Below are 21604 nucleotides of genomic sequence, written 5' to 3'. Positions count from 1 at the left end.
CCATGAACCGTCCCACCGAAGTCCTCATCGTCGGGGCCGGCAAGCGCGTTCAGAACGCTGCCGTGCCCGCGTTCCATCGGGCCCCCGAGCTGTACCAGATCCGCCACCTCGTCGGGCGGGAGGAGCGCGAGGAGACCTTCGACGGCCGCGCCTACCCGGTGCGTGCCCTGAAGAGCCTCACCGCCTCGGACCTCGAGGGCATCGGCCTCGTGTTCGTTTGCGTGTCGAAGGAGTCGATCCCATCGGTGCTCGAGCGGCTCGCGTCGCTGGCGCCACTGCACACGGCGCTCCTCATCGATACGCCCGTCCTGCGCTTCAAGCACCTGCGCCATGCGCGGCACCTCTCGGCTTTTCAGAGCGTCTCGGTGGCCGAAGACTGCTCGACGCTGCCCTGGCTCGACGTGGTGCGCGCGGCGATCGCGGCGGGCGACATCGGCGAGCTCAAGAGCGTCTTCTTCGATCAGTCCGCGTGGGCGTATCACGGGGTGGCGCTGGCGAAGACGATCCTGGGATCGACGCAGGTCCGCAGCGGGCGCCGCCGCAAGCACGGCGGCGAGTTCGCGTCGCGCCGACTCGTGATCGGCGGCAAGGAAGCCCTGTTCATGGAGCCGCGTGACTACGCGACCGGACGCCTTTCCATCGTCGGATCGAAGGGCGTGATCTCGGACTTTGGCCTGCAGGCCGAAGGGGCTCTGCGACTGGAGTCGATCGTCGAGGCGGGCGCCTGCCGAGGCTTCCGCCTGGGCAGCCACGAGGTGCTCCTCGACGAGGCCGAGGCCTCGTTGATGCAGAACGTCCCCGAGGGCGCGTCGGCGACGGCCCTGATGGAAGCGGCCAAGCCCGTGGGGTTCCTGCGCCTCCTGCGCGCCCTGCACGCGGGCGAGCGCGGCTACCCGCTTACCGAGGGGCTCGACGACATGATCATCGACTACCACCTGGAGAAGTTCGGGCGGTACGCAGCGAACCCGCTGACGAGTTCGCGCTCGCCGCTCGCCAAGATCCTGATGGGCATCTGAGGAGCGGCGCCTTCGGCCGTCGCCGCGGGGTTACTTGGTCTTGAAGCGATCGAGGAACATCTTGAGCCGCGCCGCGCCTGCTTCCGTGTTCTCCGTGACCCACTCGGCGTTGCGGAACGCCGTCGGCGACGCCTTCTCGCGGAACTCGGCGAGGTAGGGGTGGATCTTGGCGAAGAGCAGGATGCCCTCGCCGCACCATTCCACCACGAGTTCCGGATGAGCGGCCCCGCGGCGCGCGAGGCCGTAGGCCATCTCGAAGTAGCTCGAGACCTGCCGGAACGCGGCGTTGTGTTCGTGGTCGAACTGTGTGATGGCGGCGAGGTCGGCGTAGCTCTTGGGGGTCCAGCGGATCAGCGTGTCGCGGGAGGCGCGCATGACCTCCTCTCGCCGAAGCTCGTACAGCTTCAGGACAACCTGGGCATCTTCGGGACCGGGACCGTCGGCGTCATCGTGCAGGTGGCTCATGGGAGCAGAATAGACGAAGTGGGGCCCGCCGCTACTCACGTGATCCGAGGTACGCGTGGATCGCGTTCAGGGACTGGAAGTTTTCCAGCGTCACGTCCTCCGGGGGGATGCTCACGCGAAGAGTCGACTCCAAGTGCTGGACGAGGCGCGTCACGCTCAGGGAGTCCAGGGTTTCCGACAGCAGAAGGTCCTCGTCGTCCTCGATGACGGCGGTCTCGTCGAGCAGGAGTTCGAGCTGGATGTACTGGCGGATCTCTTCGAGGCTCATGGCGTGGGGACGTCGGTTTCGAGGGCGCGGCGATCGATCTTTCCGCTCGTCGTGCGCGGGAACTCCGCCACGATCGCGATCTCTCGCGGGACAGCATAGGGAGGCAGCTTGGCCCGCGCATGGTGGCGGAGGGTCGCTGGGGTGATGGCGGCGTCGTCGGGATTCGCGAGCGTCACGGCGGCCAGGATCGAGCGGCTGCCCACGCCGTCGGCCTCGGTGTAGGCCGCCGCCTCTTGCACGGCGGGGTGCGACGCGAGCGCGCTCTCCACCTCGTCCAGCTCGACCCGGTGGCCGCGCGTCTTGATCATCCGGTCCTTGCGACCGAGGAAGCTCAGGCGGCCGTCTTCGCCGCGCTGCACCAGGTCGCCCGTGCGGAAGTACACGTCCGGGAACGGGCCGAAGGACGGGCGTCTGTGGAAGACGCGCTCGTTCAGATCCGGTCGGTTCCAGTAGCCCAGCGTCAGGGTGGTGCTGCGGATACAGAGCTCCCCCGGCGCGCCGTCCGTGATCGGCTCATCCGACTCGTCGAGAATCAGGTCATCGGAACCGACGGAAACGGTGCCGATCGAGATCGGCGTGTCGTCGCCCTCGGCGATCGGCTCCACGTCGTGGCAGGTGCACGACGGCGCCTCCGCCGGACCGTAGACGTTCGTGAAGCGCACGTGGGGCAGGCGCTCCATCAGCGCGCGCAGGTGCTTGGGCGGGAAGGGTTCGCCGCCGAAGAGGACCCAGCGCAGCCCCGAGAGATCGCGCTGGTCCAGCGCGCCTCGCTCCAGCATCTCGATCAGCGTGAAGGGGACCGTGAACACGACGCTGATGCGCTCCTTCTCGACGAGTTCGGTCCAGCTCGCAGGGAACTTGGTGACCGCCTCGGGGACCAGTACCACGGCGCCGCCCGCCTGGGCCGTCGAGAAGAAGTCGAAGATCGAGAGGTCGAAGTGCAGCGGCGCATGGCTCGCGACGCGGTCCTCAGGGGTGAGCCTGACGTGCTGGAGCCCCCACCTCGCGTAGCTGAGGCTGCCGCGGTGGCTGTGCATCATCGCCTTGGGCTCGCCCGTGGAGCCCGACGTGTACATGAGGTACGCGAGGTCCTGGTCGGTGATCCAGACGCCAGGGTCACGCGCGTCACGGGCCGCGATTTCGGCGCTGGATACGGTCACCATGCCGTCCACGGAGTCGACCCCGTAGAGGATCGGCGCCTCCGTCGTATCTCCCATGCGCTCGGCCAGCCTGGCGAGCGTCGGCCGCATCGCCCCGCTCGTCACGACGTGGCGGATGCCGCCGTCGCGCAGCATGAACTCCAGCCGCTCCACCGGAACCGCCGGATCCAGCGGCACGAACGCGCCGCCCGCCAGCAACGCGCCGTAGATCGCGGGGCCGAGGTCCAGCCCCTTGCGCAGGAACACCCCCACGCGGTCCGAGCGCTGCAGTCCGTTCTCGAGCAGCGCGGCGGCCAGTCGCTGGCTCGCCGCAAGTAGCTCCGCGTAGGTCTGCGTTTCACCGCCGAAGACCATGGCCGGCGCGTCCGGCGTCTCACGCGCCCACGCCTCGACCGCCGAGTGGATCAGGAATCCCGTGTGCATCAGCATGCCGCCCTCAAAGGCCCAGGAGACCCGCCACGATGTTCCGCTGGATGTCGGTCGTCCCGCCGTAGATCAGCCCGCCGATCGCGTCGCGCAGGTCGCGCTCGATCCCGGCTTTCGTCCGGTAGCCGTCGCCGCCGTGGATCGCGATCGCCGCCAGCGCGGAGTCGCGGAAGCACTCGCCTAGGTAGGTCTTCGTGAGCGCCGCTTCCATCAGGTTCGGGAGGCCCTTCTGCTGGAGCCACGCCGTCTTGTAGAGCAGCAGCCTGCCGGTCTCCAGCCGCAGCTTCATGTCGGCGATGCGGTGACTGACGGCCTGGTGCTTGCCGATGCTCGTGCCCGCGCGCTTGCGGGTCCGCGCGAACTTCACGCACTCGTCGATCTGGCGCTGCATTGCGCCGAGCTGCGGCGCGAGCACGAGGCTGCGCTCCCAGCCCTGGCTGAAGGTGAAGAGGCTCGCGCCCGCGCCTTCCTTGCCCAGGAGCTGATCGGCGGGAACACGCACGTCCTCCAGCGTCACGCGCCCGAAGGGCACCGTCCGCAGGCCCATCTTCGCCTCGACCGGATGGGCCGTGTAGCCGGGAGCGCTCGCGTCCACGAGGAACGCCGAGATCCCCCACCGGCCCGCGTCCGGATTCGTCTTCGCGAAGACGATGGCAGCGTCCGCCACCGGCCCGAACGTGATGAGCACCTTGTCCGCGTTCAAGACGTACTCGCCGCCTTCGCGAACCGCCGTGGCCGCCAGCCCGAACGCGTCCGAGCCGCTGCCTTCTTCGGTCATGCAGTAGGCCGTCAAGGAGTCGCCCGCCAGCGACGGCGGCAGGAAGCGCTCGATCTGCTCCGGTGTCCCGAAGTGCAGCAGCGCGGTCTGTACGCCCCACATCTGCGCCCCGAGGCCGAACGTCAGCCCGTTGTCGCGGCAGCCCTCACCCAGCGCTTCCAGGAGGCGCACCGCAGTGACGAGGTCATGCCCCGAGCCACCGTGCTCCTTCGGCACGGCCCAGCCCAGCACGCCGTACTCCGCCGCCCGCTTCCACAGCGTGCGGTCGAAGGTCCCGGCCGCGTCCCTCGCAACGACGTCGCCCCCGAGTTCTTCGCGTGCAAAGCGCCTGGCGTCTTCGACGAGCGCGTTCTGTTCCTCTGTCCAGCTGAAGTCCATGCCCTATGCTTCTTCCCCATGCGGGATCCGGAAACGAAAACGATGGAGCGCGGAGTCGCTCACGTCTGGACGGCGGAGCCGATTCCCGCCGCCCGGGTGCTGCATCTTCTGGACGCAGACGAGCGCCACCGTCTCACGCGCTTTCGTTTCGAGCGAGACGCGAACAGCTTCGCCTCCGCCCATGCTCTCACGCGCCTGGCTCTCTCCGGGGCCAAGCCGCACATCCTTCCGTCGGCGTGGAGCTTTCGGACCGCCGAGTTCGGCAAGCCCGAACTCAGCTTCCCCTCGGAGCTGCGCTTCAACCTCTCCCACACGCGCGGTCTCGTCGCCGCGGCGACGCTGGTCGGGGCCGAGGTCGGCGTCGACGTCGAAGCCATCGGCACGCGCGAGGTGGCCGAGGAGCTGCGCGAGCGCGTGCTCAGTCCGCTGGAAAGCGAAACCCTCGACGCTCTCGCGACCCACCAGCAGGCGGAGCGCTTCTTTTCGATCTGGGCCCTCAAGGAGTCCTACATCAAGGCGCGCGGTCTCGGCCTGCGGCTGCCGCTGAAAGAGATCAGCTTCGCCTTCCACCGCCGCTCCCGCGCCAGCCTCTCCGAAACGCCGCGCGCGGACGCCGACGCGCCCGCGGACTGGAAGGTCCACCTGCAGCGGCTCGGCGAGCCGACGCACGCTCTCGGCGTCACCGCCGGACGCGTGGACGGAGGGGGCCCCGAGATCCACGTGACCCACGTGGACCTCGCGACGCTGGCGCAGTCGGCTCGCTGAGACGCCTCGCATCAGAACATCTTCAGGATCGGCCCGAGCGTCTCCCCGAGGGTCAGATCGACGTCGAACGCGCGCTCGATGAACCAGTAGATCGAGACGAAGCCGCAGAGGAAGGCGCCGAGGTACACCGCGAAGCGCGTGTACAGGAGCGAGAGCCGCATCATGAAGAGGATCGGGAAGACGAGCACCACGATCAGCATCTGCCCGATCTCGACGCCCACGTTGAACCCGAAGAGCGAAAGCGCCATGTCCCCGCCGGTGATGCCCATCTCCCCGAGGACGTTGGCGAACCCGAAGCCGTGGAAGAACCCGAACAGCAGGACGATCAGCAGGATCCTGCGGTGGAAGATCGGGAAGAAGACGTCGAGCGCCGCGACGGCGATCGAGATGGCGATGATCGACTCGACCACGCGCGAGGGCAGCGTGACGATGTTGAGCGCGGCGAGACTGAGCGTCACCGAGTGGGCCAGCGTGAACACGGTCACGATCTTCAGGACCTGCCAGAGCGCCGCCTTGAAGCTCTCCTGCGGCTCCCACTCCCCTTCCTCGCGGCGCCTCAGGACCGAGGGAAGGAGCAGCACGAAGAGGAAGAGGATGTGGTCGATGCCGATCAGGATGTGATGGATCCCGAGCTTCACGATGGCCCGGATGCCCTGCCAGCGCGACCCTCCCGTGAGGTCGAGGGTCTGGGTCGATTCATCGGGCTCGAAGATCAGCGAGACGCCGCCTTCGTTCATGAACGTGCCCTGGCGGAAGAAGTGCTCGATCACGAGGAATCCGCGGTGCTCGGGATCGACCTCGAACATCACGTCGTGGGTGACTTCGATCGCGTCGGGGATCCCCTCCACCCCGACGAGGTCGTAGAGGCACGAGACGTACTGGTTCCCTGCGGCCGTGTAGATCCTGTAGCCCTTGGGCGCGAGTTCTATGTCCTCGCCGCCGATCCGATGGCCGATGCGCGCGTAGAGATAGGCTTCGATCCGTTCCCGGAGCGGGTCGACGTCCGCTTCGGTGGCGGTGCCGTCTTCCGGAAGGCCCGTGCCGAGCGCGCGGTTGAGGTCGCTGATGTTGACCTCGATGCGTCCTTCGATGCCTCCCTGGTCGACGCGGAGGTAGGTGTAGCTCTGGTTGAAGGCGTGAACCGCAGCGGTCGTGGCCGCGCTCAGCCGAGCGCTGGAGCCCAGGAGCGCCAGCGCGAGGAGCGACAGAAGGACCAGGCGGCGATGGATCGATCGGAGCATGGGGAGGAGGGGTCGAGAGGGGGACTTCAGGAGGGCGCACTGCGCCACTCTGCGTCGAGGAGCACTGCGCCCGTTCGCCGCGGCAGCGAGCGCTCGAAGACGGTCTTGCCGGGGGAGTGGACGGTGAGCGTGGCGCACTGTTCCAACCAGTCGATGGACTCGGAGTCGGAGTGGCGATTCATCCAGAGCGTCAGCGGGTAGCGGCCAGGCATCAGCGGTACGCGCCGGATGTGGAGATCCAGGGTGTGCTGGCCCGGCGCCACGCGGCCGAGTTCGAGGCCCGCGCTCCACGTGTTCGGGTGCGTCACGAGGGTCCCGAACTCCGTGAACATGGAGAGGCCGACGTAGGGGCTCTGGATCTCCTCGTGGGCCTCGAAGTGGAACCGAACCGTGACCTCGTCCGCCGTACGAATGACCTCCAGCGGGCTCCCGTCGGCCGCGAGGAACTCCATGGACCGGAAGCGCGCTTCGCCGGTGCCGGGTCGCCCTTCCGACTGCGAAAGATCGATCACGGCGGTGTTCGCCTGGGCGGTTTCCTTGAGATACGCGGCGATGACCTCGCGCGACGGCCCGTCCATCCGGAGCACGCCCCGGTCGATCCAGATCGTGCGCGAGCAGATGCTCTCGATCGCCTCCAGGTTGTGGGAGACGAACAGCACCGCGTGCCCGCGGCGGCCGACCTCGCTCAGGGTCGCGAGGCACTTGGCCTGGAACTCCGCGTCGCCGACCGCGAGCACCTCGTCCACGAGGAGGACGTCCGGGAAGAGGTGCGCTGCGACGGCGAAGCCGAGGCGGAGCCGCATGCCCGTGGAGTAGCGCTTGATGGGCGTGTCGAGGAAGCTCCCGACGCCCGAGTACTCGACGATCGCGTCGAAGTGCTCGGCGATCTCGCGGCGCTTCAGCCCCAGGATGGAGCCGTTCAGGTAGATGTTGTCGCGCCCCGAGAGTTCGTTGTGGAAGCCGGTCCCGACCTCGACGAGCGAGGCCACGCGGCCCCGTACGTCGATCTCGCCGGACGTCGGGTAGGTGATCTTCGAGAGCAGCTTGAGCAGCGTCGTCTTGCCGGATCCGTTGCGCCCGATGACGCCCACGACCTCGTCCTTCGCGACCTCGAGGCTCACGTCCTTCAGCGCCCACACGGTCTTGGGCTCCGCCTTCGCGGGACCGCGGCCGAGGAGACGCTTCGCGCCGCCGACGAGCGCATCGCGCAGCATGCCTTCGCCCTGGGAGGCGCCGATGCGGTACTCCTTGGAGACGGCCGTGAGGCGGATCGCGTGCTGGTCTGTCGCTTCCGTCATGTCAGACGAGGTCCGCAAAGCGCCTCTGGACGCGGTAGAAGTAGGTGGAGCCGACGAAGAACACGACGCAGGCGATCAGCGCGGAGATCCCGAAGTGCTGCCAGTCGATCGCACGGCCTGGGACGATCGCCGAGCGCGAGGTTTCGATGATCCCCGACAGCGGGTTGATGAGCATCAGCCAGCGATACCCGTCGGGGATCTTCTCCGTGGGGTAGATGACCGGGCTGACGAAGAGCAGCAGCTGCACCACGAAGGGCAGCGCATACTTGACGTCGCGGTACATCACGTTGACGGCGGCGATCAGCATGCCGGCGCCGAGCGTCAGGATGATGAGCACGAGAATCGCCAGCGGCCAGGCGAACGCCTCGAGGTCCGGCGTCACGCCGTACCAGGGCAGGAGCACGCCCATGAGCGCGGAGGCAATGGCGAGGTCCACGAGCCCCGCGAGGATGGTCGACGCAGGAAGAATTGCGCGCGGGAAATAGACCTTGGTGAGCAGGTCGGTGTTCGTGATCAGGCTGTTGCCCGCGTTCGTGATGCCCGCGGCGAAGAACGTCCACGGCAAGAGCGCGAGGTAGTAGAAGATCGGCCCCGGCATGCCGCCCGTGGGGATGTTCGCGAGGCGCCCGAAGAAGACCGTGAACACCACCATGGTGATGAGCGGCTGAAGGACGGCCCACGTGGCGCCGAGGAGCGTCTGCTTGTAGCGAATCTTCACGTCGCGCCACGTGAGGAAGTACAGGAGCTCGCGGCTCTGGAATAGCTCCTGGAGTCGGGAGAGGTTCACGCTTCCACCTCGCTGCGCTCCGCGCGGTCGAGAGCGCGCAGGCGCTCGTTCAGCGCGCGCGCGACCTGCTGGATGTCTGGCTCGCGCAGGAGCGCCATGTGGGCGTCCTGCTGGCCGCGGCGCTCCGGGCCCTGGACCGCTTCCCGCTCCGCCTGGAGGTCCAGCACTTCGACATCGCTGGAGTACGCGCGCCATCCGAGCGCCTCGTCACGGATGCGCCAGTACGGCTGGGCCGTGTTCCGCAGGACCGTGATGCGGCCCTGGAACGTGGGCTGCTTCGGCAGATGCCGCGGCGTGTCGAACTCGAACCACTCCCCGTTGATCCTGGCGAGCCTGTCGGCGAGCGTGGGCCCGGCGGCGCTTGCCTCGATCGATGTGCTTTCCGACACGCTCTTCGGCGCGCTGTTCGGGGTGCTGGCAGCGTCGACGCGGCGCGCCGGGGAAACCTTCGGCTCGAGCTTCTTGACCAGCTTCTCCCGGAAGCGGCGTCGGTAGTAGTCGGCGCGGGTGACGGCCCGCTTGACCTTGTAGCGCCGCGACAGCGTGCCCAGCGCGTAGGTGTTCAGCAGGCAGAGGAACTCCACGTCCGCGCCGCGCTCCTCCAGGAGCCGCGCCATCTCGAAGGCGACGAGCGCGCCGTCGCACATCCCGAAGAGCCGATACGGACCGTCGGGGAACTGCTTCTGAATGGCGTCGACCGAGTCGCGCGCGAGCCGCGGGATGTCGGACACGGCCATGCGGAACACGGCGTCGGCGCCGCTCGGTCGCCCCTGGGCCAGATAGACGGGCTGATCGTCGTCGAGATGGCGACTCAGCGTCACGTAGCCGAGGGAATTGACTTCCGGAGAGGAAACGCAGAAGAGCGGCGGACGGCTTCCGTCCCTGCGAACGGCGCGCAGAACGCCGCCGAGCAGCGGCCACGGCTTCGAGGCGAGCTCCTTCGCCATCGCCTCCAGCGTCGGCGCCTCGAACAGCTCCAGCATCGGGAGCGCGCGTCCGGTGAGCGCTTCCAGCCTCGCGTGCAGCTGGGCGGCCAGCATCGAGGTCCCGCCCTGCTCGAAGAATCCCTGCTTCGGGTCGATCCTCGCGTCCGTCGGCAGCAGGGCCTGGCACTCCTCGTAGAGGAGGTCCCGCAGCATCTCGGGGTCATCGAACTCGCGGCCACCCGCGTCGACGGTCGGCTCTGCAGGCAAGCGTGTGGCCCTGCGGCGCGCGGCAGCAGGAGCGCTCACGTCGCTGTGGTCCCCCCCACCTGGTTCCCCCCATGGGAAGTGATCCCGAAGTCGCGCCTGCGGGGCGTCGCCGAGAAGCCGCACGAGGACGCCGATGCCGTGCTCCAGCGCGTTCCCGAGATCTGCCAGCGAGTGTTCGTCACGCAGGGACGTGGAGGCTGCGGTCCGAACGGCGACCACGAGTTCGGCGCCCTCTTCGAGTACCGAGATCGTGAGCGGCCAGGCCGTGGCCGCCTCGCCCGGAACGGCGCGGACCGTGAGCCCGCCGGGGTCCCGGGACTCTGCGCGGCTGAGCCACAGCACCAGCGAGTCGAAGAGCGGCTCCCCCGCCGGCAGCTCGGCGATTCGATGGAAGTCCGTGGGCGCGAGGTACTCGAACGGGATCCGCGACTGCCCCTCGCGGAGCAGCGACTGGCAGAGCCCGCGCGCCGTCAGATCCGCGGCGAGCTGGACGCGCACCGGCACGTTGCCGATGAACGAGCCGATCATCCGCTCGATCGCCGGCACCCCGGGCGGTCGGCCCGATACGGTCAGCCCGAAGCATACGTCCGCGCTGGCGTTGAGCTTCGCCATCGTCAGCGCCCACGCGGCCTGGAGCACCGCGCCCGGCGTCACGTTCGAGGATCGAGCGGCCGCGCGCAGCGCCTCGGCCCCGAGAGGATCGAGCCGGAACGTGTGGCTTGCGACCGCCTGTCCGGTCGCTGCTTCGGAGCTCGGTCGGGTGAGTCTCCGGGTCGCATGCTCGACGCCCGCGAGTCGCTCGCCCCAGAACGTCTCGGCGGCCGTCGCGTCCTGCTTCTCCACCCAGGCGACGTAATCGCGGTAGCGGCTGCGGCGAATGGAAGCGCCCGCTCCGCGGCTGGCGTCGTCTCCCTCGACGGCAGCGTCGTACGAACGCCAAACATCGTCGAGAAGCGGAGCGATCGACCATCGATCGAGCACGAGGTGGTGGCTCGTCCAGACGAAGGTCCATTCGGTCTCGCTCCATCGAAGCAGCGCGATGCGCATGAGCGGCGCCACGCCGAGGTCGAATCCCGTCGCGCGATCTTCTTCCAGGAACTCAGCCGTGGCTGCGTCCTTCTGGGCTGCGCCACCACCGCGTTCCGTATGGTCGATGTAGCGGTATGGGATCGACGCCTCCTTTCGGATCACTTGAAGCGGTTGCTTCAATCCTCGCCAGAGAAAGGCCGTGCGTAAACTCGAGTGGCACTCGACACTGCTCGCCCAGGACGCGAGGAACGCAGCCGGGTCGAGAACGCCATGGATCTCGAAGACGAATTGCTGGAACAGCGCCTCCTGGCCACCCGTCGATAGCGCTCGTAGCAGCATCACGCGCTGCATCGGCGTGAGTGGTATCAGGTCTTCGACGTTCTCCATGGGAATGGACGCGCCACGTTAGCCGGATCCTGCTCGCGCGCATCGACTGCCTCGCCTTCAATTCGTCCCGAGCACCTTTGCGGGATCGCCGCCTCTCACTTTTCGCCACATGCCATCCGTCCCCGGGTCCCCACCTGCTGCTCCGACGAACGTTGCCTCACGGTTCGTGGCGGGGAGCGTGCAGTCGCGGATCTGGGCAGGGCAAGAGCTGGCAGGGGATGCGCCGCTCTACCGCATGGCGCTCGCGTTCCGCATCCGCGGCCCGCTCGATCCTGCGCTCTTTCGACGCGCCTACGCGCAGCTGGTGGCGAGCCATGGAGCGCTGCATACGCGCATCGAAACGGACCAGGTCGGAGTGACGGTCTGTCGCACGGATCAGGTCGGAAGCGACCTGGAGATCGTGCAGGCTGACGGCGACGGTCTCGCCGACCGGGAACGTGGGTGGCGCCGGTGGCGCGAGGAGCGAGTGGCTCGTCCATTCCAACGCGAGGCGCCGCTCGTAGAGGCGGTACTCGTCGTCCTCGGGGCCGAAGATCACGTCTGGTACTTCGCGCAGCATCACGTCATCAGTGACGCCTGGTCCACCGCGCTCGGCTTCCGCTATCTCTCGGAGATCTACTCGGCGCTGGAGCAGGGCGAAGCGCCTCCGACCCGTCCCGAGCGCGACTATCGGGACTACCTCGCGTTCGAGCGGAAGGCCTCGGCCACCGCATCGTTCGAGCGCGCGGACGCCTACTGGCGGGCCGCGACGAGCGGCTTCGAGGGCGGATCGGCTTCGCTCTACGGTCACCGCGGCGGCTCGCAGCGTCGATCCACGCGGACCGAGCGGATCTCTCTTCGGCTCGGCGCCGATCGCTCGCGGCGGGTGCGCGAACTCGGGGTGACGCCCCCGTTTCGCGCCCTGACCGAGGACCTCTCTCGCTTCCAGGTCTTCGCCGTGGCGCTCTTCGCGCTCCTTCGAAGGATCGGCGAGGACGCCCCTGGGCTAGCGCTGCTCGCGCCGGTCCACAACCGCTCCACCCGCGCCTTCAAGGAAACGCTGGGCGTGTTCATCGAGGTGCTGCCGCTGATGATCGCGCCCGAGCCCACGGACACCTTCGCGGACCTTGCGCAGCGCGTGCAGGTCGCCATGCGCGGACTCGTCGCACACGCGCTCCCGGGAATCAGCGGTCGCGTGCCCGCCGTGCCGGGCGCGGAGGCCGTGCTCAACTACATCCCGGCCTCGTTCGAGCGCGGGTTCGCCGGTCGTCCGGTCGAAACCGAGTGGCTTCATCCCGGCCACGGCGATCCCGAGCACGCGCTTCGCCTCCAGGTCCACGACTTCGACGGGAGCGGCGAGTTCGTCCTCGATTTCGACGTTCACTGCGACGTCTTCGGGGCGTCGGAGCGCGCGGCGATCGTCCGGCATTTCACCGTGCTTCTCGATGCCCTGCTGGAGAACACGGGATGTCCGGTGGACAGCGTCGAGCTACTGGGGAGCGCGGAGGTTCGTGCGCGCGCCGAGCGACTCGACCGCGTGGCAGCAGCCGCGCCGGCCGCGTCCGCGATCGAACGGATCGGCCGAGCCATGCGCGCCCATCCGGATGCGGTGGCCCTGCGCTTCGGTGAGCGCACGTGGACCTACACCGAACTCGATGCCCTCGCGACGGGCTTCGCGGCGGCGCTCGCGGCTCGCGGCGTTCGGCGCGGCGACCTGGTCGGCCTCAGTCTCTCGCGTTCGCACGAACTGCTGGCGCTGATGCTCGCCGCGCTTCGACTGGGCGCGGCCTACCTGCCGCTCGACGCGAAGCTTCCCGGCGCACGGCTTCGGCAGACGCTGGAGCGCGCGCGACCGCGGCTGACCGTGCTCGATTCATCGCAGAAGCTGACGTTCGCTGGATCCGAGGCCGTTCTGCTGCCGGATCTCTACTCCGAGCCCAACGAGGGAGAGGAGACGCTCGCGGAGGTCGCACCCGAACCGTCCGACCGCGCCTACGTCATCTTCACCTCCGGCTCGACCGGCGTGCCGAAGGGCGTCGAGATCTCCTACGGAGCGCTCGACCACTACCTGCGCTTTGCGCTCGCCCGCTACACCGACGGCCAGCCGACGACGTTCCCGTTCTTCTCGCCGCCTTCGGTCGACCTCTCGGTGACGTCGATCTTCGTGCCCCTGGCCTCGGGCGGCACGGTCGAGATCTACCCGGAGTCCGAGGACGAGCGCGACCTCACCGTCTTCGACGTGATCGACGAGGATCGCTGCGACGTCGTCAAGCTGACGCCGGCGCACCTCGCGTTGCTGGTCCAGCGCGGGCCGATCACGGCCTCGCGCCTTCGGGCCCTCGTCATCGGCGGAGAGGACCTGAAGCGCGCGCTGGCGCGCCGCGTCCAGGACGAACTCGGGGCCAGCGTGGCGCTGTACAACGAGTACGGGCCCACGGAGGCGACGGTGGGCTGCATGATCCAGCGCTTCGACCTGGAGGACACGGCCGGGGAGTCGGTTCCGATCGGCCTTCCGATCGACGGCGTCCGCCTGCACGTCGTGAACCGACTGGACCAGCCCGTGCCGGACGGCGTGGCTGGCGAGCTTCTGATCGGCGGCGACGGACTCGCCAGCGGCTACCTCGGTGATCCGGAGGCGACGGCGGCGCGCTTCGTCCCGGACCCCGTGCTCGGGAACGGCGACCTCGTGTATCGAACGGGCGACCTCGTCCGCATCAGCCCGGCCAGCGGCGCGCTGACCTTCCTCGGTCGCCGCGACGACCAGGTCAAGATCCGGGGCGTGCGCATCGAACTCGGCGAGGTCGAGGCGGCCCTGCTGGCCCTGCCAGGGGTCGAAGCGTGCGTGGTGACGGCGGCGGAGTCCGAGAGCCGCGGCACCGATCGCACGGCCCTGCAGCTCGAGGGCGATCCGCGGTGGAGCGGCGTCACGCACTGCGTGCGGTGTGGGCTGGCGTCCAATCATCCGGAGGCGCGGATCGCCGAGAGTCCGGAGGGCATTTGCGCCGTCTGCCTCGAGTTCGACACCTATCGCGAGGCGGCGCAGAGCTACTTTCGCTCGGAGGCGGAGCTGCGCGAGCGGCTCGATCGGGGGCGCGCGCTCGCCCGGAGAAACGGCTCGGAGTTCGACTGTCTCGCGCTGCTCAGCGGCGGCAAGGACAGCACCTACGCGCTCTACCAGCTCGTCGAACTGGGCTATCGTCCGCTGGTCTTCAGCCTCGACAACGGCTACATCGCCGAGGGCGCCAAGGCCAACATCCGTCGCGTCGTCGAACACCTCGGACTGGAACTCGTCTTCCAGGGAACGGGTTCGAACAGCTCCATGAACGCGATCTTCAGCGACAGCCTGGATCGCTTCAGCAACGTCTGCCAGGGCTGCTTCAAGACGATCTACACGCTGGCGACGAACCTCGCACGTTCCCGGGGCATCCGGACGATCGTCACGGGCCTCTCCCGTGGACAGATCTTCGAGACGCGACTCGCGCCGATCTTCCGCTCGGGGATCGTCGACCCCGCGGACGTCGAGCGCTTCGTCATCGACGCGCGCAAGACCTATCACCGCGTGGACGACGCCGTCGCTCGCCACCTCGACGTGTCGGCCTTCGAGGGCGACGAGGTCTTCGAGGAGATCGAGTTCGTCGACTTCTATCGCTACTGGGACGTTCCGCTCTCCGAGGTGCTCGGCTTCATCGCCGAGCGCGCGGCGTGGCGCCGTCCCGAGGACACCGGGCGCTCGACGAACTGTCTGATCAACGACGTGGGGATCGCGGTGCACAAGCGCGAGCGCGGCTTCCACAACTACGCGCTGCCCTACAGCTGGGACGTGCGACTCGGGCACAAGACTCGGGACGAGTGCCTCGACGAACTGGACGACGATATCGACGAGGAGCGCGTCCAGCGTATCCTTCGCGAGATCGGTGCGGATCGGACGGGCGGCGGGCTCACCGACGAGCGGAGGCTGGTGGCGTACTATGTGCCGACCGCAGGGCAGGGGGCCGATTCCACGGGCGCACTGCGCTCCGGGCTCGCGAACGTGCTTCCCGAGTCGATGATCCCCCAGGTGTTCGTGGCGCTCGACGCGCTTCCGATGACGGCGGCGGGCAAGGTCGATCGCGCGAAGCTGCCGGCGCTCGCGGAGGGCGCTCGGGTGGGCGCGGACCGCGCGGGGCACGTGGCTCCCAGGACCGATCTGGAGAAGACGCTGGCCGAGATTTGGAGCGGCGTGCTGCACGTGGAGAAAGTGGGCGTCCACGATCACTTCCTGGAACTCGGCGGCGACTCCATCCTGGGCATCCAGATGGTCGCCCGCGCGCGCGCCGCGGGCTGGGCGATCGCACCGCGGGACGTCTTCACCCACCCGACGATCGCGGGCCTGGCCCTGGTGGCACGCGCCTCCCGGGGCGATGGAGCCGAAGGGAACGCCCGCCAGGACACGCCGCTCGGCGAGGTTCCGCTGACACCGATGCAGGCCTTCGGACTGCGCACCCACGCGGCCGATCCCGGGATGTTCGGGATGTCGATCGTTCTCGCGAGCGCAGAGGACTCCCCCATCGACGCCGAGGCCCTTCGGGAAGCACTCGCCGTCGTTGCCGATCATCACGATGCGCTGCGTACGCAGTTCGTCGCCGCGCGTGGCGGGAGGCCCGGGGAGTGGCTCCAGGAAGTGCTGCATCCCGGCGCGGCCGGGCCGCCCTGGCTGGAGGTCCACGGGAACGGCGGCGACCTCGTCGAACTCGAAGCAGCGCTGCACCGCAGCTTCGATCTCGCGACCGGCAGGCTTCTGGCCGCATCGATCGTCAGAGCGGCCGCGGGCGAGCCAGAACGGCTGATCCTCGCCGTTCATCACCTCGTGATGGACGCCGTCTCCTGGGAGCCGCTTCTCACGGATCTCGACGCGGCGTACGACGCGGCGCTTCGGGGCGTGGCGGCCACGCTGCCGGCGAAGACCGCTCCGTGGCGCAGCTGGTCGAGGTACCTGCGTGACGCGGACCGTGCGGGGGCGTTCGAACCCCTGGCCAGCCGCTGGATCGACCCCGGGAAGGGGCCGGCTGTCGATCACGGGCTCGTCCGGGAAGAGCTGGAGATCAGGCGCGTGCTGTCAGCGGACGCGAGCGCGTGCGCGCGGGAGATCGGCGCGGGTGATGCGCTGCTCGCCGCTTTCGCGTGGGCTCTTCCTGGCCCTGACGGGGCGAGTCACGTCGCGATCGACGTGGAGTCGCACGGTCGAGCCGAGCTGCCGATCCACGAACCGCCACCCGACGTGTCGCGTACCGTGGGCTGGTTCACCGCGCTGAGTCCGGTCACCCTGCCGAGGCCAGCCACGCCGATGGAGTCCCTCGACGACGTTCGGGAGCATCGGCGACGGATCGACGGCGCGGAGGCAGCGTTCGGTTACCTCTTTCCGATGAGAGTCCCGGGTACCGATCGCGGTGGCCGTGGCGGCGCAGACGCGCTGTTCAACTTCCTCGGCGCGCACGGGGCGGCGGTGTCGTTCGTGCCCATGGGAGAGCGCGCACGCCTGCGATCGGTGCGCGGCGTGCGGCTCGTGCGCTCCGGCGACGCCCGGCGCTCTCACCGATTCGATCTCCACGGGATCGAGGGGCCCTCGGGCGCCTTCGAATTGGCCGTACGTTTTCGTGAAAGCGCAGAGACCTCGGCGGACATGGAGGACCTCCTGGCGCGGATGGAAGAGGCGCTCCTCGCCATGGGCGACACGCCGGCACCGAACGGGCCACCGGCCGGCGTCAGCGCCAGCCTCCGGTCCGGCCTCGGCCTCTCCCAGGGTGACCTCGACGATCTGATGGAGGAGTATGGCTAGCGCACCGAACGTCGAGAGCGTCTATCGCCTGACCTCGACCCAGGAGGGCATCCTGTTCCACGCGGTTCAGGACGAGGCCAGCGGGCTCTACCTCCAGCAGTTCACCGCGGTTCTCGTGGGGGAACTCGACGTGGAGCGATTCCGCCGCGCCTGGGACGACACCGTGGCGCGTCATCCGGCGCTGCGCGCGCTCTTCACCTGGAAGAAGCGGCCGCATCCGCTCCAGGTCGTGCGGCGCACGGTCGAGCTGCCCCTGGAGATTCGCGAGGACGCGGCGCTCCTCGAAGAGGGGCGAGCCCTCCATCTGTTTCTGGAGGTGGATCGGCGGCGTGGTCTGGCCCTGGAGGCCGCACCGGTCATGCGACTGACGCTCGTCCCCGGTGGCGGCCATCGGCATCGCCTCGTCTGGACGTTCCACCACATCGCGCTCGACGGGTGGTCCATGCGCGTCGTGTTGCGCGAGGTGTTCCAGCGCTACGAGGGTACGCCGCCCGAGGCGCCGGCGCCCTCGCACGAGACGTTCGTCGACTGGCTGGCGACGCGGTCCGATGAGGACGCGCTCGCGTTCTGGCGTGCGCATCTATCAGGCTTCGACGAACCCACGCGCCTCGCGGTGGCGGCTCCACGCGACTCCGTACGTAGTGCGCAGAGTCACGCGGAACACACGCTGCGGCTCTCTCGCGAGGGCACGGACGCGCTGGTGAAGGCGGCGCGCGCGAGCCGCGTGACGCTCAACGTCGTCCTGCGCGCTGCCTGGGCGCTCACTCTCTCGCGGTTCTCCGGTACCGATGACGTCGTCTTCGGGGCGACGGTGGCCGGTCGTCCGCCCGAGATCCCGGGGATCGAAGAGATCGTCGGGATGTTCATCCATACGGTCCCGGTGCGCGCGAAGATCGACTGGAGCGCCCCCGCGAGCGAGTGGTGCGCGCGGCTCCAGCGGGATCAGCTCGATGCGCAGCCCCACGAGACCACGTCGCTCGCCGCGATCCAGCGAGCGTCCGAGGTGCCGCAGGGAACGCCGCTCTTCGAGACCCTCCTGGTGATGGAGAACCATGCGGTCGCGGAAGAGGCCGCGGAGCGCTCGCTTCGAGTGGAAGGCGCGCGGTACCTGGAGCGCAGCCACTACCCGCTCGCGCTGCTCGTGGTCCCCGGTGAGGATCTGGAGCTGATCCTCGTGCGCGACCGATGGAAGGTGAGCGAAGAGGTGGCGGGAGAGCTTCTGGTCTTCGTCGAGTCCGTGCTGGGGCGCTTCGCGCTTCGACCGGAGCGTCCTGTGGCCGAACTCGTCGAACTCCCTTCCTTCGAACGCGAGCGCCTGGTTCGCTGGTCTCGTTCAGGTCGGCCGGCCGCTCTCACGGCGGCAGTCGACGTTTTGGAGAGGATCGCGGCCGCAGCCCATCGCGAACCCGAGGCGCTTGCCCTGCGCTGTCCTGGCGCGCCGCTCGGGAGCGTTTCCTACCGGGCGCTGGCCGGGCGTACGCAAGCGATCGCGGCGGGTCTCTCGAGGCTCGGGGTGAAACCCGGGGATCTCGTGGGCGTGCGGCTGCCGCGCGGGCTCGAGGCCGTGGCGACGATCCTCGGCGTGATGTGGCTGGGGGCCGCCTACGTTCCGATCGACCCGGAGGCGCCGGAGGCTCGTGTCGCGGCGATCGCGAGCGCGGTGCCGCTGCGGATGACGGTCGGGATCGGCGGGATCGAGCCGGAGCAGCTCTCATCGGCAGGGGCGGGCGACGTCCCTCCCAGGCACGCCGGTGGCTCCTCGCTCGCCTACGTGCTGTTCACCTCCGGGACGACCGGCGCGCCGAAGGGAGTCGAGATCACCCGCGATGCGCTGGCCCGGTCCACGGCCGCGCGGGATGCCTTCTACGGTGAGGAGCCGGAGCGGTTCCTGCTGCTCTCCCCGCTGCACTTCGACAGCTCGGTGGCGGGGCTCTTCTGGACGCTCTGCACGGGCCGCGCGCTGGTGCTTCCCGTGCCCGGCGAACAGCGTGACGCGCGAAGGATCGTTCAGCTGATCCGGACCGAGCGCGTGACCCATACGCTGCTGCTTCCCTCCCTGTACGAGGTGGTGCTGGAGACCGCGGAAGGCAGCGACCTCGACTCGCTGGCCACGGTCATCGTTGCTGGCGAGGCGTGCTCGGGGGCACTTGTCAGTGCCCATCTGAGTGGTCATCTGGGGCATCCTCGCGGGCGCGCCCGGCTCGTCAACGAGTACGGTCCCACGGAGGCGACCGTCTGGGCCACGGCCATGGAGCTCACGCGCCCCGACGCCGTCGATCCGGTGCCGATCGGCGCGCCCATCGGCGAGGTGCGCACCTACGTCCTCGACGGGCGACTCGAGCCGGTGCCGACCGGGGTGAGCGGCGAGCTGTACCTCGGCGGCCCCACGCTGGCCCGCGGCTACACAGGCGACGTGGAGCTTTCGAGCGCTCGCTTCGTCGAGTCGGCCCCGCTGGACCCCAGAGGCGCGCCCGAGCGACTCTATCGGACCGGTGACCGCGTGCGCTGGGACGAGGAGGGCAGGCTCGTGTTCCTCGGCCGCGTCGATCGCCAGGTCAAGATCCGCGGGCAACGCATCGAGCTTGGCGAGGTCGAGGCGGCCCTCGTGGCGCTACCCGGCGTCCGCGAGGCCGTCGTGGTGGCGGCGCTCGGTCCGGGTGGCCAGAAGCAGCTGGTGGCTTTCGTTTCGGGACCCGGAGCCGAGCGGGCGGAGCACGATGCCGAAGGCCTCGCCGAGAAGCTCACGGGGGCGATGCGTCCGCGGGCGATCGTGGCCCTCGACTCGTTTCCCCTGACCCCGAGCGGCAAGGTCGATCACCCTGCGCTCGGCGTTCGTGCCGCGGACGTTCTCCTGGAGGCGCCCGCCGTCGACGCTTCGGTCGGTCGACCGCCGACGGACGACGTCGAGGCCCGGCTGCTGATGATCTGGCGCGAGGTTCTCGGGATCGAGGACATCGCCGTCGATCAGGACTTCTACGGTCTTGGCGGTGATTCGCTGACGAGCATCAGGCTCGTCGCACGGGCGCACAAGGCGGGCATCGCGGTGGAACTCGCGGAGTTCGCGGCGGACCCGACGATCGAAGGCATGGCGCGCGCGGCGAGCGTCTCCGTGAAGAGCGCGGCGAGTGCCGCGCGAAGCGCGGGCGCGGCCTCGGGCCGACTTCCGCTGACGCCGGTGCAGTCGTGGTTCTTTGCGCTGGATCTTCCCGAGCGCCATCACTGGAACCAGGCGATTCGGATCGGGGGGTCGCACGACGGCGAGCCGGAGAAGGTGGTCGAGCGGCTGACCGCCGCGCTGCGGAGGCTGCCGGAACGCCACGACGCGCTGCGGCTGCGGTTCGAACGGGACGGTGATCGCTGGCTGCAGCGGGTCGATTCCGTCGAAGAGGCCGAGGGACGAGCCAGCGTCGTTTCGGTCGATCTGCGTGGAGTGCCGGAAGAGCAGCGAGACGCTCTGGAGCTGAGGGAGGCCAACGCGGCGCATCGGGGCTTCGACCTGAAGGCGGGCCGACTCTTCGGCGCGCGGATCTGCGTGACGGAGAGCGGGTGGCGTCTGCTCCTCGTCGCGCACCATCTGATCGTGGACGCGGTTTCGTGGAGCGTTCTCGTCGACGAGATCCGCGGGGACTCAGGCGTGAAGCCGGTCGCAGCTTCGAGGGCGGATTCGATCGCGGGCGCCAGCTACCGCGACTGGGTCGAGGCGCTGAAGGCTCGCGCGGATTCGCAGGAGCTGAAGGCCGAGGCGGACTACTGGCTCGGTCTCGGCCGCGCGCAGGAAGCCAGGGAAGCGACAGAAGCGTCGGATGCGGGCTCCGTCGCCTCGGAGCGCGCGCTGTTGAGCACGCTGGAGCCGGACCTCTCCGAGGCGCTGGCGACAGGGATTCACGACGCGTACGGCACGCGGCCCCGTGAGATCCTGCTCGCGGCGCTTTCGCGGGCGCTCGCGCGCTGGTCGGGGACGCTGCGCCATGTGGTGGATATCGAGGGCCACGGACGCGAGGCAGAGGCCGCGGGGGCGGCTCAGCTCGATGTCTCCAGCACCGTCGGATGGTTGACCAGCGTCTGGCCACTCGCCCTCGAGGAGGACGCGGCTCCCGGACCGGAGACCCTCGGTGCATCGATCCGGGCGACGAAGGAACGCCTGCGGGCCGTGCCGGGGAACGGGCTCGGGTTCGGACTCCTGGCGCACACGACCGAGGATCCGGAGCTGCGGCGCCGGATCGCCGGGATCGGAGCGCGTGGGTTGCTCTTCAACTACCTGGGGCAGATCGGGAGCGGTGACGGCGCAGGTTCGCCCATGGCCGCCATCGCGGATCCGCAGACGGGTTCTGCCCGCAGCACGGCGGGAAGGCGGGCGTATCCGCTGGAGCTGAACGCCTGGATCGAGGACAGCTCTCTGCACCTCCGCTGGAGCTTCAGCGACGAGTGCCACGGCGCCGCGCAGATCGAGGCGCTCAACGATCGATTCCTGGAGGAGCTGCGCGGCCTGATCCACCACTGTCAGGATCCCGAGGCGGGTGCGTTCACACCCTCGGACTTCCCGCTCGCGGGCGTGGACCAGGCGGAACTCGATCGAATCGCCAGGCTGCTCGGGGGAGGCTAGCGGTGGCGCACGTGCT

At 69.1% G+C, this 21604-nt stretch carries 12 protein-coding genes; 4 read left to right on the top strand and 8 right to left on the bottom strand.

Annotation, left to right across the window (positions count from 1 at the left end):
* The first annotated feature begins 2 nt into the window (after positions 1-2).
* Entirely contained in the window at positions 3-1016 is a 1014-nt protein-coding gene (locus Poly30_RS27790) for a hypothetical protein (RefSeq protein WP_145205754.1), read from the top strand.
* 30 nt (positions 1017-1046) lie between these two features.
* Here Poly30_RS27790 and Poly30_RS27785 read toward each other — a convergent pair whose 3' ends face one another.
* The 4 genes from Poly30_RS27785 to Poly30_RS27770 are packed head-to-tail and all read right to left on the bottom strand — an operon-like array spanning position 1047 to position 4491.
* Positions 1047-1481, bottom strand: a complete 435-nt coding sequence (locus Poly30_RS27785) for a DUF4760 domain-containing protein (protein ID WP_145205752.1) — start codon at positions 1479-1481, stop codon at positions 1047-1049.
* Between the two features lie 31 nt (positions 1482-1512).
* Positions 1513-1749 (bottom strand): phosphopantetheine-binding protein, encoded by a 237-nt coding sequence (locus Poly30_RS27780; protein ID WP_145205750.1) that lies wholly within the window; start codon positions 1747-1749, stop codon positions 1513-1515.
* Entirely contained in the window at positions 1746-3338 is a 1593-nt protein-coding gene (locus tag Poly30_RS27775; RefSeq protein WP_145205748.1) for an amino acid adenylation domain-containing protein, read from the bottom strand. Before Poly30_RS27775 ends, Poly30_RS27780 begins: the two co-directional genes overlap by 4 nt.
* Positions 3339-3345: 7 nt before the next feature.
* Entirely contained in the window at positions 3346-4491 is a 1146-nt protein-coding gene (locus Poly30_RS27770) for an acyl-CoA dehydrogenase family protein (RefSeq protein ID WP_145205746.1), read from the bottom strand.
* Positions 4492-4509: 18 nt separating this feature from the next.
* On the opposite strand from Poly30_RS27770, the gene Poly30_RS27765 reads away from it, so the two are divergent.
* Complete coding sequence (locus Poly30_RS27765; protein ID WP_419190752.1) at positions 4510-5256, top strand: 4'-phosphopantetheinyl transferase family protein; 747 nt, start codon at positions 4510-4512, stop codon at positions 5254-5256.
* A gap of 11 nt (positions 5257-5267) precedes the next feature.
* Here the strand turns inward: Poly30_RS27765 and Poly30_RS27760 are convergent, their stop codons facing one another.
* Genes Poly30_RS27760 through Poly30_RS27745 form a run of 4 tightly spaced genes read right to left on the bottom strand, consistent with a single transcriptional unit; the run spans position 5268 to position 11191 of the window.
* Positions 5268-6497, bottom strand: coding sequence for a HupE/UreJ family protein (locus Poly30_RS27760; protein WP_145205744.1), 1230 nt, complete (start codon positions 6495-6497; stop codon positions 5268-5270).
* Positions 6498-6523: 26 nt separating this feature from the next.
* Positions 6524-7795 carry an ABC transporter ATP-binding protein gene (locus Poly30_RS27755; RefSeq protein ID WP_145205742.1) on the bottom strand — a complete coding sequence of 424 codons (1272 nt, stop codon included), beginning with the start codon at positions 7793-7795 and terminating at the stop codon, positions 6524-6526.
* A gap of 1 nt (position 7796) precedes the next feature.
* On the bottom strand, positions 7797-8582 hold the full coding sequence (locus Poly30_RS27750; RefSeq protein WP_145205739.1) for an ABC transporter permease: 786 nt from the start codon (positions 8580-8582) through the stop codon (positions 7797-7799).
* A complete protein-coding gene (locus Poly30_RS27745) occupies positions 8579-11191 on the bottom strand; it encodes a condensation domain-containing protein (protein WP_145205736.1) in 2613 nt (870 codons plus the stop codon). Before Poly30_RS27745 ends, Poly30_RS27750 begins: the two co-directional genes overlap by 4 nt.
* Positions 11192-11300: 109 nt before the next feature.
* Here Poly30_RS27745 and Poly30_RS27740 point away from each other — a divergent pair, with 109 nt between their 5' ends.
* Positions 11301-16985, top strand: a complete 5685-nt coding sequence (locus Poly30_RS27740; protein WP_145205733.1) for a non-ribosomal peptide synthetase — start codon at positions 11301-11303, stop codon at positions 16983-16985.
* On the top strand, positions 16978-21588 hold the full coding sequence (locus Poly30_RS27735) for a non-ribosomal peptide synthetase (RefSeq protein ID WP_145205730.1): 4611 nt from the start codon (positions 16978-16980) through the stop codon (positions 21586-21588). Before Poly30_RS27740 ends, Poly30_RS27735 begins: the two co-directional genes overlap by 8 nt.
* Positions 21589-21604 lie beyond the last annotated feature (16 nt).

It is taken from the genome of Saltatorellus ferox (genome assembly GCA_007751475.1).
Taxonomy (GTDB): domain Bacteria; phylum Planctomycetota; class UBA1135; order UBA1135.
The sequence above is the reverse complement of the archived record's forward strand: the minus strand, read 5'-3'. Positions and strand labels throughout refer to the sequence as shown.

Bases quoted from the DNA above. Each gene is read 5' to 3' on its own strand.
- Poly30_RS27790 (WP_145205754.1), top strand. From the start codon at position 3: ATGAACCGTCCCACCGAAGTCCTCATCGTCGGGGCCGGCAAGCGCGTT.
- Poly30_RS27785 (WP_145205752.1), bottom strand. From the start codon at position 1,481: ATGAGCCACCTGCACGATGACGCCGACGGTCCCGGTCCCGAAGATGCC.
- Poly30_RS27780 (WP_145205750.1), bottom strand. From the start codon at position 1,749: ATGAGCCTCGAAGAGATCCGCCAGTACATCCAGCTCGAACTCCTGCTC.
- Poly30_RS27775 (WP_145205748.1), bottom strand. From the start codon at position 3,338: ATGCTGATGCACACGGGATTCCTGATCCACTCGGCGGTCGAGGCGTGG.
- Poly30_RS27770 (WP_145205746.1), bottom strand. From the start codon at position 4,491: ATGGACTTCAGCTGGACAGAGGAACAGAACGCGCTCGTCGAAGACGCC.
- Poly30_RS27765 (WP_419190752.1), top strand. From the start codon at position 4,510: ATGCGGGATCCGGAAACGAAAACGATGGAGCGCGGAGTCGCTCACGTC.
- Poly30_RS27760 (WP_145205744.1), bottom strand. From the start codon at position 6,497: ATGCTCCGATCGATCCATCGCCGCCTGGTCCTTCTGTCGCTCCTCGCG.
- Poly30_RS27755 (WP_145205742.1), bottom strand. From the start codon at position 7,795: ATGACGGAAGCGACAGACCAGCACGCGATCCGCCTCACGGCCGTCTCC.
- Poly30_RS27745 (WP_145205736.1), bottom strand. From the start codon at position 11,191: ATGGAGAACGTCGAAGACCTGATACCACTCACGCCGATGCAGCGCGTG.
- Poly30_RS27740 (WP_145205733.1), top strand. From the start codon at position 11,301: ATGCCATCCGTCCCCGGGTCCCCACCTGCTGCTCCGACGAACGTTGCC.
- Poly30_RS27735 (WP_145205730.1), top strand. From the start codon at position 16,978: ATGGCTAGCGCACCGAACGTCGAGAGCGTCTATCGCCTGACCTCGACC.